14 protein-coding genes are annotated in these 15,793 nt (G+C 45.9%); 10 read left to right on the top strand and 4 right to left on the bottom strand.

Translation table 11 applies throughout. The features are described 5' to 3' along the window. Window positions 1-6: 6 nt before the first annotated feature. From BS617_RS07580 to cobS, 10 genes are read left to right on the top strand one after another with little or no spacing between them, the layout of a single operon-like run. On the top strand, window positions 7-609 hold the full coding sequence (locus BS617_RS07580) for a hypothetical protein (RefSeq protein WP_075172234.1): 603 nt from the start codon (window positions 7-9) through the stop codon (window positions 607-609). Continuing rightward, window positions 602-1,234, top strand: coding sequence for a cob(I)yrinic acid a,c-diamide adenosyltransferase (gene cobO / locus BS617_RS07575; RefSeq protein ID WP_075172233.1), 633 nt, complete (start codon window positions 602-604; stop codon window positions 1,232-1,234). Before BS617_RS07580 ends, cobO begins: the two co-directional genes overlap by 8 nt. Next, entirely contained in the window at window positions 1,234-2,532 is a 1,299-nt protein-coding gene (locus BS617_RS07570) for a cobyrinic acid a,c-diamide synthase CobB (protein ID WP_075172232.1), read from the top strand. The genes cobO and BS617_RS07570 overlap by 1 nt, the downstream gene beginning before the upstream one ends. Further along, window positions 2,529-3,512, top strand: coding sequence for an adenosylcobinamide-phosphate synthase CbiB (gene cbiB / locus BS617_RS07565; protein ID WP_075172231.1), 984 nt, complete (start codon window positions 2,529-2,531; stop codon window positions 3,510-3,512). Before BS617_RS07570 ends, cbiB begins: the two co-directional genes overlap by 4 nt. Beyond that, the gene (gene cobD / locus BS617_RS07560) at window positions 3,506-4,522 is read left to right on the top strand and encodes a threonine-phosphate decarboxylase CobD (protein WP_075172230.1); all 1,017 of its coding nucleotides are present in this window, start codon (window positions 3,506-3,508) and stop codon (window positions 4,520-4,522) included. Before cbiB ends, cobD begins: the two co-directional genes overlap by 7 nt. Window positions 4,523-4,533: 11 nt before the next feature. Continuing rightward, window positions 4,534-6,042 (top strand): cobyric acid synthase, encoded by a 1,509-nt coding sequence (locus BS617_RS07555; RefSeq protein ID WP_075172229.1) that lies wholly within the window; start codon window positions 4,534-4,536, stop codon window positions 6,040-6,042. Then, on the top strand, window positions 6,039-6,545 hold the full coding sequence (gene cobU / locus BS617_RS07550) for a bifunctional adenosylcobinamide kinase/adenosylcobinamide-phosphate guanylyltransferase (protein WP_075172228.1): 507 nt from the start codon (window positions 6,039-6,041) through the stop codon (window positions 6,543-6,545). Before BS617_RS07555 ends, cobU begins: the two co-directional genes overlap by 4 nt. A gap of 23 nt (window positions 6,546-6,568) precedes the next feature. After that, entirely contained in the window at window positions 6,569-7,636 is a 1,068-nt protein-coding gene (gene cobT, locus BS617_RS07545; protein ID WP_139303141.1) for a nicotinate-nucleotide--dimethylbenzimidazole phosphoribosyltransferase, read from the top strand. Then, complete coding sequence (locus BS617_RS07540; RefSeq protein WP_170870332.1) at window positions 7,626-8,180, top strand: histidine phosphatase family protein; 555 nt, start codon at window positions 7,626-7,628, stop codon at window positions 8,178-8,180. The genes cobT and BS617_RS07540 overlap by 11 nt, the downstream gene beginning before the upstream one ends. Window positions 8,181-8,208: 28 nt before the next feature. Continuing rightward, on the top strand, window positions 8,209-8,985 hold the full coding sequence (cobS, locus tag BS617_RS07535) for an adenosylcobinamide-GDP ribazoletransferase (protein ID WP_075172226.1): 777 nt from the start codon (window positions 8,209-8,211) through the stop codon (window positions 8,983-8,985). Here cobS and BS617_RS07530 read toward each other — a convergent pair. From BS617_RS07530 to acnB, 4 genes are all read right to left on the bottom strand, one after another. Further along, a complete protein-coding gene (locus BS617_RS07530) occupies window positions 8,953-11,634 on the bottom strand; it encodes a glycosyltransferase (RefSeq protein ID WP_075172225.1) in 2,682 nt (893 codons plus the stop codon). The genes cobS and BS617_RS07530 overlap by 33 nt on opposite strands. Window positions 11,635-11,788: 154 nt before the next feature. Beyond that, entirely contained in the window at window positions 11,789-12,208 is a 420-nt protein-coding gene (locus BS617_RS07525; RefSeq protein ID WP_075172224.1) for an Hsp20 family protein, read from the bottom strand. Between the two features lie 141 nt (window positions 12,209-12,349). Further along, the gene (locus BS617_RS07520) at window positions 12,350-12,772 is read right to left on the bottom strand and encodes an immunity protein Imm33 domain-containing protein (protein ID WP_075172223.1); all 423 of its coding nucleotides are present in this window, start codon (window positions 12,770-12,772) and stop codon (window positions 12,350-12,352) included. 117 nt (window positions 12,773-12,889) lie between these two features. After that, the gene (gene acnB / locus BS617_RS07515; RefSeq protein WP_075172222.1) at window positions 12,890-15,487 is read right to left on the bottom strand and encodes a bifunctional aconitate hydratase 2/2-methylisocitrate dehydratase; all 2,598 of its coding nucleotides are present in this window, start codon (window positions 15,485-15,487) and stop codon (window positions 12,890-12,892) included. Between the last annotated feature and the right edge of the window lie 306 nt (window positions 15,488-15,793).

Below are 15,793 nucleotides of genomic sequence, written 5' to 3'. Positions count from 1 at the left end.
ATTGTTATGGTTATCAGAGATCGACTCTCATTCGATAAAATTTCATTGCCTCAATTAATGATTGGCTTGGCGTTGCTGGTATTGATGGCGGTGACTCGTGGGCAGCATTTTGCAAGTGTAGATGCGCTACCTAGCGCATCGTGGGCTGTATTCTTTATTGCGGGGGTATACCTGAGGTCGCATTGGTCATTCACCTTTTACATGGCAGCGGCGGTGTTGCTGGATCTATCTTCATTAGCTGCAGGTGCATCAATCGCCGACTGCATCACTCCTTCTTACATTGCCTTGATTCCAGCATATGCGTCTCTGTGGTTGGCTGGCCGTTGGTTTGCACAAAAAATGACATTAAATGCGGTTGGTATCTTGCGTCTAACGATGGCAATGGTATGTGGCCTGGTATTGGCGCAATTAATTTCGAGTGGCAGCTATTATTTATTTTCTGGACAGTTCGCGAATCCTACTATTGCTGAGTTTGTAGAGCGCATGGTTGCTTACACGCCACGTCGATTGGAAAGCTTAGCTTTTTACATTGGTATGGCAGCTTGTGTGCATGTCATTAGCTTTGAGTTGCGTCGTTTAGGCAGCCGTTTTGGATTCTCTCATGAATGAAAACAAGCCTAATAATGCCGATGCGATTGATGACAAAGAGGCGCGTTATAAAGCCCGTATGCAGCGCAAAAAAGCGGTCATTGATGAATCCATTGCCCGTGCTGACCACGATAAAGGCGTCTGCCTAGTCTTGACTGGAAACGGTAAGGGTAAAAGTAGTTCTGGCTTTGGTATGGTGGCACGTGCATTGGGTCATGGAATGCAGGTGGGAGTCGTACAGTTTATAAAAGGCTCTTACAGCACAGGAGAGGAAGCGTTCTTTCGCCGCTTTGATGAAGTTGAATATTACGTCATGGGCGAAGGCTTTACGTGGGAAACGCAAGATAAAACACGTGATATAGAAGCCGCTTCAGCCGCTTGGGCGCAAGCAAAAACGCTGTTAGAAAATGATGCAATTTCGTTAGTTGTCCTAGATGAGTTAAATATTGCTTTAAAGTACAAGTATGTCGCATTGGATGATGTGATTACGGCTGTACAAAGCAGGCCTCGCTATCAACATGTTGTGATTACAGGAAGGGGAGCGCCGCAGGCGCTTATTGATGTGGCAGATACCGTGACAGAGATGCAAGTAATTAAACATGCTTATCAAGCGGGTATTAAAGCCCAAAAAGGGGTTGAACTCTGATGGCGGTAGTTCAGTGTCATGCATTGTTTATCAGTGCTCCAGCTTCTGGCCAAGGTAAAACAACCGTAACGGCAGCACTAGCGCGGTTGCACCGAAATGCGGGCAGGGAAGTAAGGGTCTTTAAAACAGGCCCAGACTTTATTGATCCGACAATATTAGCGCATGCCAGTGGACACCCCGTTTATAACCTAGATTTATGGCTGGTGGGTGAGGAGCGAAGCAAAGCTTTACTAGCGGAGGCGGCTAAGGAAGCTGACATCATACTCATTGAAGGAGTTATGGGGTTATTTGATGGTGACCCGTCAAGCGCCGATTTGGCAGAACGTTTTGGTATACCCGTTTTAGCGGTTATTGATGCATCAGCAATGGCGCAAACTTTTGCCGCACTTGCTCATGGCATACAAACGTATCGACCATCGCTTCCCTTTGCCGGTGTGTTAGCCAATCGGGTGGGTAGTGAGCGCCATGGTGAAATACTTAAAACGGCGATCAATGATGACGAACGTTGGTACGGTGCGATTCCGCGTGATGAATCAATCGGTTTGCCATCACGTCACTTAGGGCTTCATCTGAGTCAAGAGGTTAGTGATTTAGACGAGCGGCTGACAAAAGCGGCAGATCATTTGTCAAAAACGTCGGCAGCTATCTTACCTCCGCTCACTCACTTTCATTATACCGACCACAATAACCTAGATACCGGCTACCCTCTCAAAGACACCGTTATAGCGGTTGCTCGCGACAGCGCGTTTTGTTTTGTTTACGCTGACAATATGCGTTTGTTAAAACAGCTTGGGGCGCAACTGGTATATTTTTCGCCTTTGGAAGATGCTGTTGTTCCTGAAGCGGATGCTCTTTACTTGCCCGGCGGTTATCCAGAGTTGTATGCAGAGCAATTGAGCAATAACGCCTCAATGAAAGCATCCATTCATTATTTCGTGTCTACCAATAAACCGGTCATTGCTGAATGCGGTGGCATGTTGTACCTAGCTAATTCCTTAACAAATAAAGCCGGTCAGCGGTTTGATATGTTGGGTATTATTCCAGGCGAAGCGGTTATGCAGACGCGTTTGGTCAGTTTAGCTTTGCAATCGGTTTTGCTACCTGAAGGCCTCTTTCGCGGGCATACTTATCACCACTCAAACTTTACCACTGCATTATCGCCTGTTGCCTTGGGTGAGTGCCCTAATTATCGCCGAACGGCCGAATCTGTTTTTAGACAAGGTAATGTATTAGCCAGTTACATTCATTTTTATTTTCCGTCATCCCCCGCGGCCTGCGTTGCTCTATTTAAGCGATGATAGGAGTTGCCATTGCGTTAGGTGTTTGTCTCGATACGCTACTGGGTGAGCCTAAACGTTTTCACCCTTTGGTTGGGTTTGGGCGTTTAGCATCGCGCTTGGAAAAGCGACTTAATAATCAAGAAAATACAGGCCTAAACCGTTACAGCGGAATTGTAGCAGTGTGTGTAATGGTCATACCCTTTCCATGGGGGATTTGGCTATTAATAGACTCGTTAAGGGCTCAAGCCTCATTATTAAATGACATTTGCATATTGGTTATTAATGCCGTTGTTGTTTACGGTGCGATTGGTCAGAAAAGTCTTAAAGAGCATATTTTACCGATCGCGGATGCACTGAGTTCAGGTGATAGAGAGTTGGCCCGCCGCCTCACTTCGAGAGTCGTCAGCCGGGATCCTGCTACAATGAACATCGAAGTGTCGGCAACCGAATCCGCTTTAGAAAATGGTAGTGATGCGATTTTTGGTGCTTTATTTTGGGCGGTCTTAGCCGGAGCCCCCGGCGCTATAGTTTACCGATTAGTAAATACGCTCGATGCCATGTGGGGGTATAAAACGGATCGTTTTCAAACATTTGGCTGGTGTGCAGCTCGCCTTGATGATGCACTCAATTACATACCAGCACGATTAACCGCATTAAGCTACATGTTACTTGCTCCGCAGCCTTCTCGTGCATGGCGTTGTTGGATGCAACAAGCCCATCTCCATGCCAGCCCCAATGGCGGGCCTGTCATGAGTGCTGGCGCTGGAGCATTAGGCGTACAGTTGGGTGGGCCGACCTGTTATCACGGTCATTGGGTTGATAAACCATTTTTAGGTGAGGGCGCGTCGCCCAATGCGGCGGATATAAAGCGTGCTATTCAATTGGTAACAAAAACAACGGGGTTATGGGTTGTCTTTATAGTGATGGTTGATTTGCTAGGTTTACTCCTCAACGGGGTACCTTTTTCATCTGCTTTATTAGGGCTGTTGAAATGCTAGATAGTGTATTCCATGGCGGAGATATCAGGCGTGCTAGCCAAGAATTTGATATTGCGTTGTGCGACTGGCTAGATTTGTCGACGGGAATTAACCCTTACACATACCCACTGCCTGACGCACCTACATCGGTTTGGCGAAACTTACCTTATGATGATTATTCCTTGTTAGTTGCTGCTAAACGCTATTATAACACTGAGCATATTTTGCCCGTTGCTGGGAGCCAACAAGCGATTGAAATTATTCCGCGGCTTTTTTCAAACGCTCAATCTGCTTTAAAGGTCGCTGTTTTATCTCCTAGTTATGCTGAGCATACAGAGCAATGGTGCCGGTATGGGCATGATGTTTGGCCTGTGAGCCTTGATGAGTTGGAATCTAAACTCGATGTTTGGGATCTAATTGTGGTCGTTCGGCCTAATAATCCAACGACAGAAATGATTGTTCGTGACCGGATAGAGCGCTGGCGCCAAACACTACAGAAGCGCTCAGGCATAGTGATTGTTGATGAGGCATTCATGGATGCAGAGCCTCACCATGCCTCACTAACGTGTATACAGCCTGAGATGCCAGAGGGGCTAATTGTTTTAAGGTCTATCGGAAAGTTCTTTGGTTTGGCGGGTATACGTTTGGGGTTTGTGGTGGCAAATCCAGCGTATCTGAACCGTTTACAAGGTGAGCGTGGTTTGTGGGCAGTGTCTGGACCGGCGCTTTGGGCAGGGCAATCGTGTTTGTCTGACGAGATATGGCAGCAAGAAATGCGAGCGCATTTAAATTCCCAAAGCATTCTGTTATCAGATCTACTGGAACGCATGCATTTACCACACGCAAGAACACCGCTTTTTTGCTACGTACCTACCGCTTCAGCTGAACAGATTTATCGCTTGTTAGCCCAGCAAGGTATTTTGACTCGATTATTTGAACACATTCCGGCGATCAGGATTGGTCTGCCGCCCAACCAAGCAGCAGCGCATCGCCTTGAAGCCGCTTTGCATGACATGACTGCCAGAATATAGATAGTACAATCATGAGACAGTTATTTAAAAACCAAAGTCCAACACGCCAAACGCTTATGGTTCAGGGCACAACCTCAGATGCAGGTAAAAGCACATTGGTGGCTGGGTTGTGTCGTGTACTGTGGCGAATGGATAAATCAGTAGTGCCATTTAAACCGCAGAACATGGCTTTAAACAGTGCAGTTACTGAAGATGGGGGCGAAATAGGTCGTGCCCAAGCCGTACAGGCTCAAGCTTGTGGTTTGGCACCACACACCGATATGAACCCGGTATTACTCAAGCCTAATAGTGATACTGGCGCTCAGGTGATTATCCACGGAAAAGCGATTACTAATATGGAAGCCGCTGCGTATCATGACTATAAACAAGTCGCTATGGCGGCTGTTCTTGAGTCGCATAGGCGCCTAGAGCAGCACTATGATTATGTCATTGTTGAAGGTGCAGGCTCGCCAGCTGAGATTAATCTGCGAGCCAATGACATTGCTAATATGGGGTTTGCTGAAACGGTAGACTGCCCCGTTATTATAATTGCTGATATTGATAAAGGCGGTGTGTTTGCACATTTAGTTGGGACATTGGCGCTCTTATCAGAATCAGAACAGGCGCGCGTGGCTGGTTTTGTTATTAATCGGTTTCGCGGTGATATAGGGTTGCTGCAACCGGGTTTAGATTGGTTAGAGAAAAGAACCCAAAAGCCGGTTTTGGGTGTGCTGCCATATCTGCATGGCTTTCATCTTGAGGCGGAAGACGCTGTTTCTATTGATCAGGATGTAAAAGGGAGCCTGCGAATTTTAGTGCCTGTGCTACCACATATAAGTAATCACACCGACTTTGATCCGTTGCGCTTACATCCCGATGTTGAGCTGATTTATGTCGCGCCTGATCAAACACCACCTTCAGCTGACCTAGTTATTTTACCGGGTTCAAAGTCCGTAAGAAGCGACCTTGCTTGGCTCAAAAAACAGGGCTGGGATCTGTATTTATTAAAACACCTACGTTACGGCGGTAAATTGGTTGGGATTTGTGGTGGCTATCAAATGTTAGGTAAGTTTATTCATGATCCAAAAGGAATAGAAAGTGAGCCAGGAACCTCGCAAGGGTTGGCTTTGTTGGATGTAGAAACTGAATTATTAGATCAAAAGCAGTTAACGCAAAGAACCGGACGTTTATTTAGTGATGATGTACGTATCACAGGATACGAAATCCATTGTGGAGAGACTCATGGCTTGTCTATGCAGCGTCCGTTTTTATCTTTAAAAGCGACGCAGGGCGATTCTTTTCAGCCCGAAGGGGCTACCTCAGAAGACGGTCAAATTGTGGGTACATACCTACACGGTTTGTTCGACTCATCTGAGTTTGTTACACACTTTCTAAAATGGGCGGGGCTGAAAACCGTGCAATCAGTTGATTATGAAACACGTAAATTTCAAGATTTGGACCGTTTGGCTGATAGTTTAGAAGCCCATTTAGACGTGCCGAGCTTGATGGCGATTATGCATGCAAAGCAGGTCAGTGCATGATTCATTTTATTCTGGGCGGCGCTAGATCTGGCAAAACTAGCTACGCTGAAATGCTAGCTCAGCAGAGCAAAAAACCTGTTGTCTATTTGGCCACTGCGAAAGCGCATGATAGTGAGATGCAGGATCGGATATTACATCATCAGCGCTCCCGACCTGAGCACTGGACAACAAGGGAAGAGCCGTTTGATATAGATAAGGTTATTTCTGATAAGTCCTATTCAAATCATTGTATTTTAATAGATTGTTTGACCTTGTGGGTGACGAACCTATTATGCGATGAGAGAGATGTGTCAGCTTACAAAGCTCGGTTATTGTCCGCATTAGATGAGACTCAAACAGATGTTTTTGTTGTGTCTAATGAAACAGGAATGGGGGTTGTGCCGATGGGAAGCCTAACACGTCAGTTTTGTGATGAATCAGGTTGGCTGCATCAGGCGGTAGCCACTAAAGCCGACAAGGTGACCCTGATGGTGGCAGGCATTCCTATGCCCGTTAAACAGTAACATCAACTATATATTAGGATAATATGGTGTCCACTACATTGAGCTGGCTAACACAAGCCAGTAAGTCGTTAAGTCAGCAACATCTTCAGCTTGCCCAAAAGCGACAAGCAGTATTAACAAAACCAGCGGGTTCCTTAGGTGCGTTTGAATTATTAGCCATCCGATTAGCAGCGATGCAAGCGACTCAACGACCCTCTGCCAACAATATCTCTATCAATATTTTTGCTGCTGACCATGGAATTGCTGCCGAGGGTGTATCAGCTTTTCCGCAAGCGGTTACTGCCGAAATGATTAAAAACTTTGCTAGGGGCGGGGCGGCGATCTGTGTTGCAGCAAAACAAAATTCAGCTAATTTACACGTATGGAATCTAGGTACGGTTGCCCCTGTTGACTGCGGAGCTGTCGTAAAAAACCGCATTATTGCGCCGCAAACTGCGAATTTTGCGCAGTCACCAGCTATGAGTAGTGACCAACTAAACAGCGCAATGCTTGTCGGTGTAGAAGCTACCGAAAGTGCTTGTTTGCCTGAAGGCCTCTTTATCGGTGGTGAGATGGGAATAGCAAACACGAGTGCGGCAACAGCAATAGCGACGGTGTTACTTGGTTGCAACGTATCTGATTTAGTTGGCCCTGGAACCGGTTTGAATGCAGATGGTGTTAAGCATAAAGCATCTGTTATCGACCTAGCGCTTAAGCGTCACAACCTATCGGGTCGCGATGCATTGCAGGTTCTAAAATCCTTAGGAGGCTTCGAGATAGCAGCTTTGGTAGGAGGCTATATACGCTGTGCTCAACTAGGGATACCCGTTATTGTGGATGGCTTTATTTGTACAGTGGCGGCTTTAGTTGCGTATCGCATTAATCCTAGCGTTCTTGATTGGTTTATTTTCTCGCATCAATCGGCAGAGCCTGGTTATCAGCTACTGATTAAGGCCTTTCCCAACCAAGTACCTTTACTGGATTTAGGAATGAGACTAGGTGAAGGTAGTGGTGCAGCGGCTTGTATACCGCTCATCCGGTTAGCCTGCGCATGGCACAATGATATGGCAACATTTGAAGAAGCGGCTGTGTCAGAGCAAAGTGAGTATTAATTCAATGGTTGTAGAGGCTTTGCGCCATGGTGAAACCACCGCAGGTCATTGTTATTTAGGCGTGACGGATGCATTGCTGACACCCTTCGGTGTTTCCCAAATGGAAGAAGCTCTGCATGGGCTTTCGGCAAAGGATTATGACTGTGTCATCACTTCGCCTTTGCGTCGCTGTGCTGACTTTGCTCAGGAATGGGCTGGTTTATCATGTCCTGTAGCAATAAATCCGAACTTCCAAGAGTTTAATTTCGGGGACTGGGATGGCCTGACGGCTAAAAAAATCATGGCATTATGGCCTGGACAATTAGAACAGTTTTGGCAAAACCCGCTTGTTTTTACGCCGCCCAACGGGGAAACGCTTAGTCATTTTTTTAAGCGAGTAGGTCGAGGGTTGCAATCGATGCAAGCAACAGCTGACCGCCGTGTTCTCTTGATTACGCATGGTGGAGTCATTAAAGCAATCCACTGCATACTCCACGATAAGCCTGCTAGTGAGATGTTCGCGGTGGAGGTTAAGCATGCCAGTTTGCACCGGCTAATTGGGTAAGCTCCCAGAATCTCGTAGGGTACATACAATGAAACCATATTTATTAGCACACGTTAATGCGTTTCTGGCTGCCACTCAGTTTTTAACATTACTGCCTGTTCCGGTGAGGTTAGAGTGGACTCTTGAACTACAAAGAAGAGCATTACTGTATTACCCAGCTGTTGGCTTAGTTCTAGGTTGTTTGCTGGTGTTAGCGCACGCTATATCAACCTGGGCCTTTTCTGCACACGCTGTCGTTTTGCCGGCAGCCGTGACCCTGTTTGTATGGGTTGCGCTAACAGGAGCCCTGCATCTAGATGGTTTAGCTGATGCTGCTGATGGCTGGATGGGAGGGCTAGGCGATCGAGAAAAGACGCTCAGGATCATGAAAGACCCTTGTGTTGGCGTAACTGGGGCTGTTGTTCTGATTTTAGTGTGCTTGATGAAGTTTGCGGCCTTGGCTAATTTAATGGAATCTGGCAAATGCTCGCACTTGTGTGTAGCGCTTTTAGTCGCCCCCTTGCTGGCTCGGGTCGCTGTCATGTGTTTGTTAGTGACAACGCCTTATGTCAGAGCCGGCGGTATAGCCAGCTCTTGGATTGAACATATAACGCCGTCGACCATACTGTGGCCTTTGGTATGTGCGGTTATAGGAGCTCTTTGGCTATCTCCGCTCGCGCTAGTGATAAGCGCAGCGGTGTTATGGATGTGCCGACGAGTCATGCTAAACCGATTGCAGGGCACGACAGGCGATACCGCCGGTGCCACCATTGAGCTGATCGAATTAGCTATCTTACTGGGTATGAATACCTACATCGCCCAGTAATTTCTCAATGATGGGTTCTGCCGAAAATTCATTGGCCCGTTCAATCGCGTTGTTTCTAAAAGCATTTTGTTTTTTGGGATTACCCAAGTATTTGATGGCCTTATTCGCCATTTGCTCTGGGTCATCTACAAGATACCCAGTTTCATTATCAAGGATTATTTCTTTAGGGCCTTTTTCGTCAAACGCGATGACTGGTAAACCATTGCTCATGGCTTCTAGAACAACACAGCCAAAGGTATCGAACCGAGAGGGAAGCAGTAATAAGTCGGCATGTTGGTAGTGCATATAGAGTGTTTTTTTATCAATCCAACCCGTGAATGATGCATTGGGTAGGAGCATCTTGAGTTGCTCTTCAGCTGGCCCTGTACCCGCAATAATTAGCTTTACATCGGGTATGTGTTTGGTGATTCGTTCCATTATTTCTGGAAGATCAAAAACCCCTTTTTCCTCGCTAATGCGCCCTGCGTACAAGAGTATAGGGCAAGTAGAAAAGCTGGATGTTGGCTGCTTGTTAGCCGATTTCTTCTTTTTATCAGGTTGGTGAGTTGGTTCCACCCAGTGAGCAGTTAAAAATACTTTGTGTGCTTCCAGTCCCATATCTGGGCTGATGAGCCAATCTCTATGATCGTTGTTGAGTGTGAAAATGCCATCAAACTGTTGGTAGTAAGCCCTTAACATGCGTCTAATACGATCGGATTCATGAGTGTTTAATTGTGTTGTTCGATTAATAAATTCCATCCAGTCTGTGTGCATGTAAAAGTAAGCAGGGACACTAAATGCCTTACTTAAAAATAACGCAAATGCTCCCATAAAGAACTCAGTCGAGCAGATAATTCTGTCGTAGCCGCCTTGCTCAAAGATGCGCTGCAACGTCAAAATGTCAGGGATATGAAATGCTTGATTATCAAACCGGCGAATTTTAAATTGGCTTACAGGCTCCATTACGATGAGGTGATCTTCACTTTTTAGCTCAGGATGGCACGTTAAGATATCAATAGGGTAGTCGTTTTTCTGAATGGCTTTTAACGTGGTTTGCAGAGCGGATGAGACGCCGTTACGATCGCAAAATGAGTCGGTTAACCACAGAACGCGCTCGGGATGTTGAGCCGTACCTAAGTTATCAGCAAGATCGTTAAGAAAGGTACGATTGTTATAGATAACTTGGCTGGCCGTGAATGAAGCACCGACTAAAACGCCACAGGCAAGCGCAGGAAATGTGATCTGGTCCATGAGCTTGCCAACATTAAGTGATGTCATGTCATCGGGTGTAGACCTTTCTCCTAAGCTGTTTCGGCTACCGTTAATTAAAGCACGGATATGTGTAGGGACTTCAAAGCGTTTAACCCAATCATCGTTCATTTGTATGGGCTGGTGATTCAGTTCTGACTGCAGGTGCTCGTTTAGTCGCGAAAAGAACAAGCTGGTAACCGTGTGGAAAATTTCGGGAACCGCCTGACGGATCACGTTTAAAAATTGGTCGGGGTCTTTGCGCTGGGTTTTAGCAATTTTTTTGACTGATTTGATAACGGGTTTGAATGGCTTGCTAACGCCAAGTTCGGTGAGTAAAGCAGGCTTAGTGCCTGATAACGCTTCATGGAATGTTTTAAGGAACGTGAGTGTGTATTTGTGTCGCTTCAGCTCCTGCATGGCATTGCTGATGCCTAGACATAAAAGCTTATCCTTTAAGTCACCTTTGTGAAGCATAAGCCTTATCAGTCCAGGATCTTCCATATTAATAGCGACTTGCGCAAAATAATCGAGGAATGTGACGGTTAGCTTCTCTTCTTCCCCGACTTCGCCATAAGGGGCGGTGCGCCCTTCACGTAGCCCTTGTAAAATCAATGAAGATTTGGACTGTGTTTTTAACTTTTCTTGTAGATTAGGTATGTGAACCAAGGTGCCTGTTCGCCCAGCAAAAATACCGTTATGGTCGTCTGATCCACCGGTCATACTTTTGTGAAAAGGGGCTTCGTTGAAATCAAAGGGGTTTAAATCGTGCTTCTTAGCATAGGCTTCGACGGTATCTTGATCCAAGCTCAATACCCATTGACGTGTTAACTGGTTTTGCCAGTAGCCACGTTGTCCGTTAAGCACTTCAAAGCGTGTAAAAAGTACGGCAAATAACTCCAGCAACTCAATATCAGGTTTATTCTTATGGGTGTAAAAATACAGTGGGTGAGGAAGAACCGTGACTAACTCGTTGCGATGACAATAACGAGCAAATTCAATGATGTTATGACGAAGCTCATTTAGTTGTGCCTCTTGCTCGCGTGTGAATCCATACGTGAGAACGTGAATACTTAATTCGTTATTAGGGAAGTGACAAGTAAATTCGGCACCGGTCAGGTTATCAATGCCTTGCTCTTCTAGTTCCCAGCAGGAACGGGCGTTATTGTGATTGGTGATGGTGATGACATCAACTTTACTCCGGTTGAGTGATTTCACCAGATCATTTGTCTTTAACCAAGTCTCCGGGAGTCTAAGTAATCTTCCCCAAAGCTCATCGGGTATGTCACTGTTTTTATCATGGCAATGTAGATCGATTTTTAACGTTTCGTCGGCAGGAAATGCTGTTGCTTGTTGAGATAAAAAATTTTCGAAGTCTGCTCGAAGGGAGAGATAAAATGTTGAGGGCGTAAAAGAAGTCATTACATACCTGCGAAAAGTGGTTTTATGATAAGCAGTTTACGCAGAGTTTTTGTAAGAATTGTGACAGGTAAGAAATAGCGGACACTAAAAAAGGAGATGTGAAAATCTCCTTTTTTGATTGTGCGGTGCGCTGTTTGGTATCTAGTGCCAGATCTTAGCTTTCGATAGGAATTTGGCGAGCTTTCATAGCTTCAGGGACTTCCCTTACTAGATCGACATGCAGCAGGCCGTTCTCAACACTTGCCTTAACCACTTTGACGTGATCAGCTAGTTGGAAACGACGTTCAAAATTTCGACCCGCAATACCTTGGTAGAGGTAAGTGCGCTCTGCTTCGTCAGCGGCCTTAGCGCCCTTAATAGTTAGGCTGCCAGACTCTGATTGGATGTCCAGCTCTTCTTTTGAAAAGCCTGCAATAGCCATCGTAATCCGATATTCATTCTCGCCTAATAGCTCAATATTATATGGCGGAAATGCTGGCTGTTGCTCGTTACGATTAGCGGTATCAATCATGTTGGCTAGGCGATCAAAACCAATAGCAGAACGGTATAAAGGTGTTAAATCAAAATTACGCATTTTCATATCCTCAAATTTAAGCAATATGTTTTAAAAGAATGCCGACCTTGCGATCCGGCTAAATAACCGGCCTCTTATGAGCCCCGGTTAACTTTTATATAAGGCGTAATTTTGTGCTTTCAAGCGCTAGTAAATAAAAAATTACAGAACTTCGGGCTGGTTAAAGCGATCTACATCGTTGGTAATATCAACATCAACGGCAGGTGAAGGGATCTTAAAATCGTAAACTCGCTCCCACCCATTTTCACTATCGGGTGCACGCTCCCATACAGTACCTGCATTGTAAGTGACCAGTTCTTTTAAAGAACTGTCCATGGCGGTCATTTTGTCTAATGGAATGGGGACTAAGTTAGCCAGTTCATTCTCGACGTATTCTTGTGATTCGTAACCTGTATACATGCGCCATCCGGTATCGTTTAGGTGCTCGGGCACTGTCTTAAACATGAACCTGATGGGTAATTGCTCATCAAATGCCATTTTCGATACAAGCGCTAAAAAGCCATTTTTAGTCTGATTGGTTTCGTTAGTCGCGGTAATTGGGGTATCAGTATCGGGCTTTTGCATGGTTATCTTTCCAGTACGTAGTCTAAAAACACTATTGTAATAAAATTTGTTCTAAAACAAAAAAGCCCGTCTAATGACGGGCTTTATAAGAATGCTTAGAGCATTCGGTAGTTGCGCTTAGGCCTCAACTGTTTTGATGACAGTAGAAGCTTTTGACGTGTACGCATCCATCTTATCGAAGTTTAGGTAGCGATAGATATCACCAGCCATGCTATCGATGCGGTTAGCGTATTCCATGTATTCAGCAACGGTCGGTAGCTTACCTGTTACGGCTGCAACAGAAGCAAGCTCAGCTGAAGCTAGGTATACATTCGCGCCGTTACCTAGACGGTTAGGGAAGTTACGAGTCGATGTAGAAACTACAGTCGATTTGTCAGCTACACGCGCTTGGTTACCCATGCACAATGAACACCCTGGTGTTTCAATGCGCGCACCGGCTTTGCCAAAGATGTTGTAGTAGCCTTCATCAGAAAGCTGAGCCGCATCCATCTTCGTTGGTGGAGCAATCCACATACGAGTCGGGATAGAGGTACCTGCAGCATCCAACAACTTACCAGCGGCACGGAAGTGACCGATGTTAGTCATACAAGAACCAACGAACACTTCATCGATCTTTTCGCCTTGGACAGTTGATAGCAAACGCGCGTCATCTGGGTCGTTAGGCGCACACAGAATAGGCTCTTTGATATCTGCAAGGTCGATCTCGATAACGGCTTCGTATTCTGCGTCTGCATCAGCACGCATCAAACTAGGGTTAGCTAGCCACTCTTCCATTCCTTCAATACGACGTTCAATAGTACGAACATCACCGTAACCTTCAGCGATCATCCACTTCAGCATCACAATGTTAGAACGTAAGTATTCAGCAACTGAGTCTTCACCTAACGTGATGGTACAGCCTGCAGCAGAACGCTCAGCAGAAGCATCAGATAACTCAAACGCTTGCTCAACGGTCAGGTCGTCAAGGCCTTCGATCTCAAGAACGCGACCAGAGAAGATGTTTTTCTTACCTGCTTTTTCAACAGTTAAGAGACCTTCTTGGATAGCGTAGTATGGAATAGCGTGTACAAGGTCACGTAGCGTGATACCTGGGTTGCGTTTGCCTTTAAAACGAACCAATACTGATTCAGGCATATCCAATGGCATAACGCCTGTCGCAGCAGCAAAGGCAACAAGGCCTGAACCCGCTGGGAAAGAGATACCGATAGGGAAACGCGTATGAGAGTCACCGCCTGTACCTACTGTATCTGGAAGTAGCATACGGTTTAACCACGAGTGGATGACACCGTCTCCTGGACGCAAAGATACACCGCCACGGTTCATGATGAAATCAGGAAGAGTGTGGTGAGTTTGCACGTCAACAGGCTTAGGATACGCCGAGGTGTGGCAGAAAGACTGCATGGTTAAATCTGCAGAGAAGCCAAGGCAAGCAAGGTCTTTTAGCTCATCACGGGTCATTGGTCCCGTTGTATCCTGAGAGCCGACAGTCGTCATTTTTGGTTCGCAGTACGTACCTGGGCGAACACCCTCGATACCGCAGGCTTTGCCTACCATTTTTTGAGCTAGGGTATAACCTTTACCTGTGTCTGCTGGCTGATCCGGAGTACGGAAAAGGTCAGAAACAGGTAAGCCTAGTGCTTCACGAGCACGCGTAGTCAAACCACGGCCGATGATCAATGGAATACGGCCGCCAGCACGAACTTCGTCTAGCAAGACTTGAGTCTTAAGGCTGAAAGTACAAAGCTCTTCACCCGTTTCGTGATTAACGGCTTTGCCTTCATATGGGTAAACGTCGATAACGTCGCCCATTTTCATTTTGTCTACGTCCATTTCGATTGGCAATGCGCCTGCATCTTCCATTGTGTTATAGAAGATAGGAGCAATTTTACTACCGAAACAGAAACCGCCAGCACGCTTGTTAGGTACGTGTGGGATATCATCCCCAAAGAACCACAACACAGAGTTGGTTGCAGACTTACGAGAAGAGCCCGTACCCACAACGTCACCTACGTAAGCAACAGGGAAGCCTTTAGCTTTAACGGCTTCGATTTGCGCGATAGGGCCTTTAACGCCATCGACCTCAGGCTCAATGCCTTCACGAGACATTTTAAGCATTGCATTGGCGTGCAATGGAATGTCTGGGCGAGTAAATGCGTCAGGTGCGGGTGATAAATCATCCGTATTGGTTTCACCCGGTACTTTAAATACCGTTACAGTGATTTTTTCAGGTACTGCTGGCTTAGAGGTAAACCATTCAGCATCAGCCCAAGATTGCATAATTTTTTTAGCGTGTTCATTGCCTGCATCTGCTTTTTCTTTAACGTCATAAAACGCATCAAACATAAGCAGAGTGTGAGATAAAGCATGAACAGCTGTTTCTGCTAGTTCATTATCATCTAGTGCAGCAATCAACGGCTGGATGTTATAACCACCCAACATAGTACCCAACAATTCAACAGCTTTTACTTTACTGATCAGAGGGGAGGTTGCTTCACCCTTAGCGATCGCCGCTAAGAAGCCTGCTTTAACATAAGCAGCTTGGTCAACACCGGCTGGAACACGATTGCTCAGCAAGTCAACGAGGAACTCTTCTTCGCCAGCAGGTGGGTTTTTTAGAAGCTCAACTAGTGATGCAGTTTGATCAGCATCAAGTGGCTTTGGTGGCACGCCTTCAGCGGCGCGTTCTTCTACATGTTTACGATAAGCTTCAAGCACGATATAGCCCTCATCAGTTATTCCCGCCGGTCTTTGCTCAACACCCTGCCGGCGGCTTGCAGAGATTGTATCTCATTATGTCGATATGGCGGCGTGGATTTTATATCAGAACCCCTCTAAAGTTAAGTATTGTCGACAATCTAAACGCTTAGACTTTATGCCTAACACTTCTGTGAAATAAGGTCTATTATTTTGAATTATATAGAAAATGAGGTTTTCGGGGTTAGGTAAGCAGTATATGATGTTACTAACCGGATAGTTTGATACCTCTGTTCTTTAATTGCGAGATGCATTAACAGTCGATGT

The sequence above is a fragment of the Neptunomonas phycophila genome (assembly GCF_001922575.1).
Taxonomy (GTDB): domain Bacteria; phylum Pseudomonadota; class Gammaproteobacteria; order Pseudomonadales; family Balneatricaceae; genus Neptunomonas; species Neptunomonas phycophila.
This window is presented reverse-complemented; position numbering and strand designations above follow the sequence as displayed.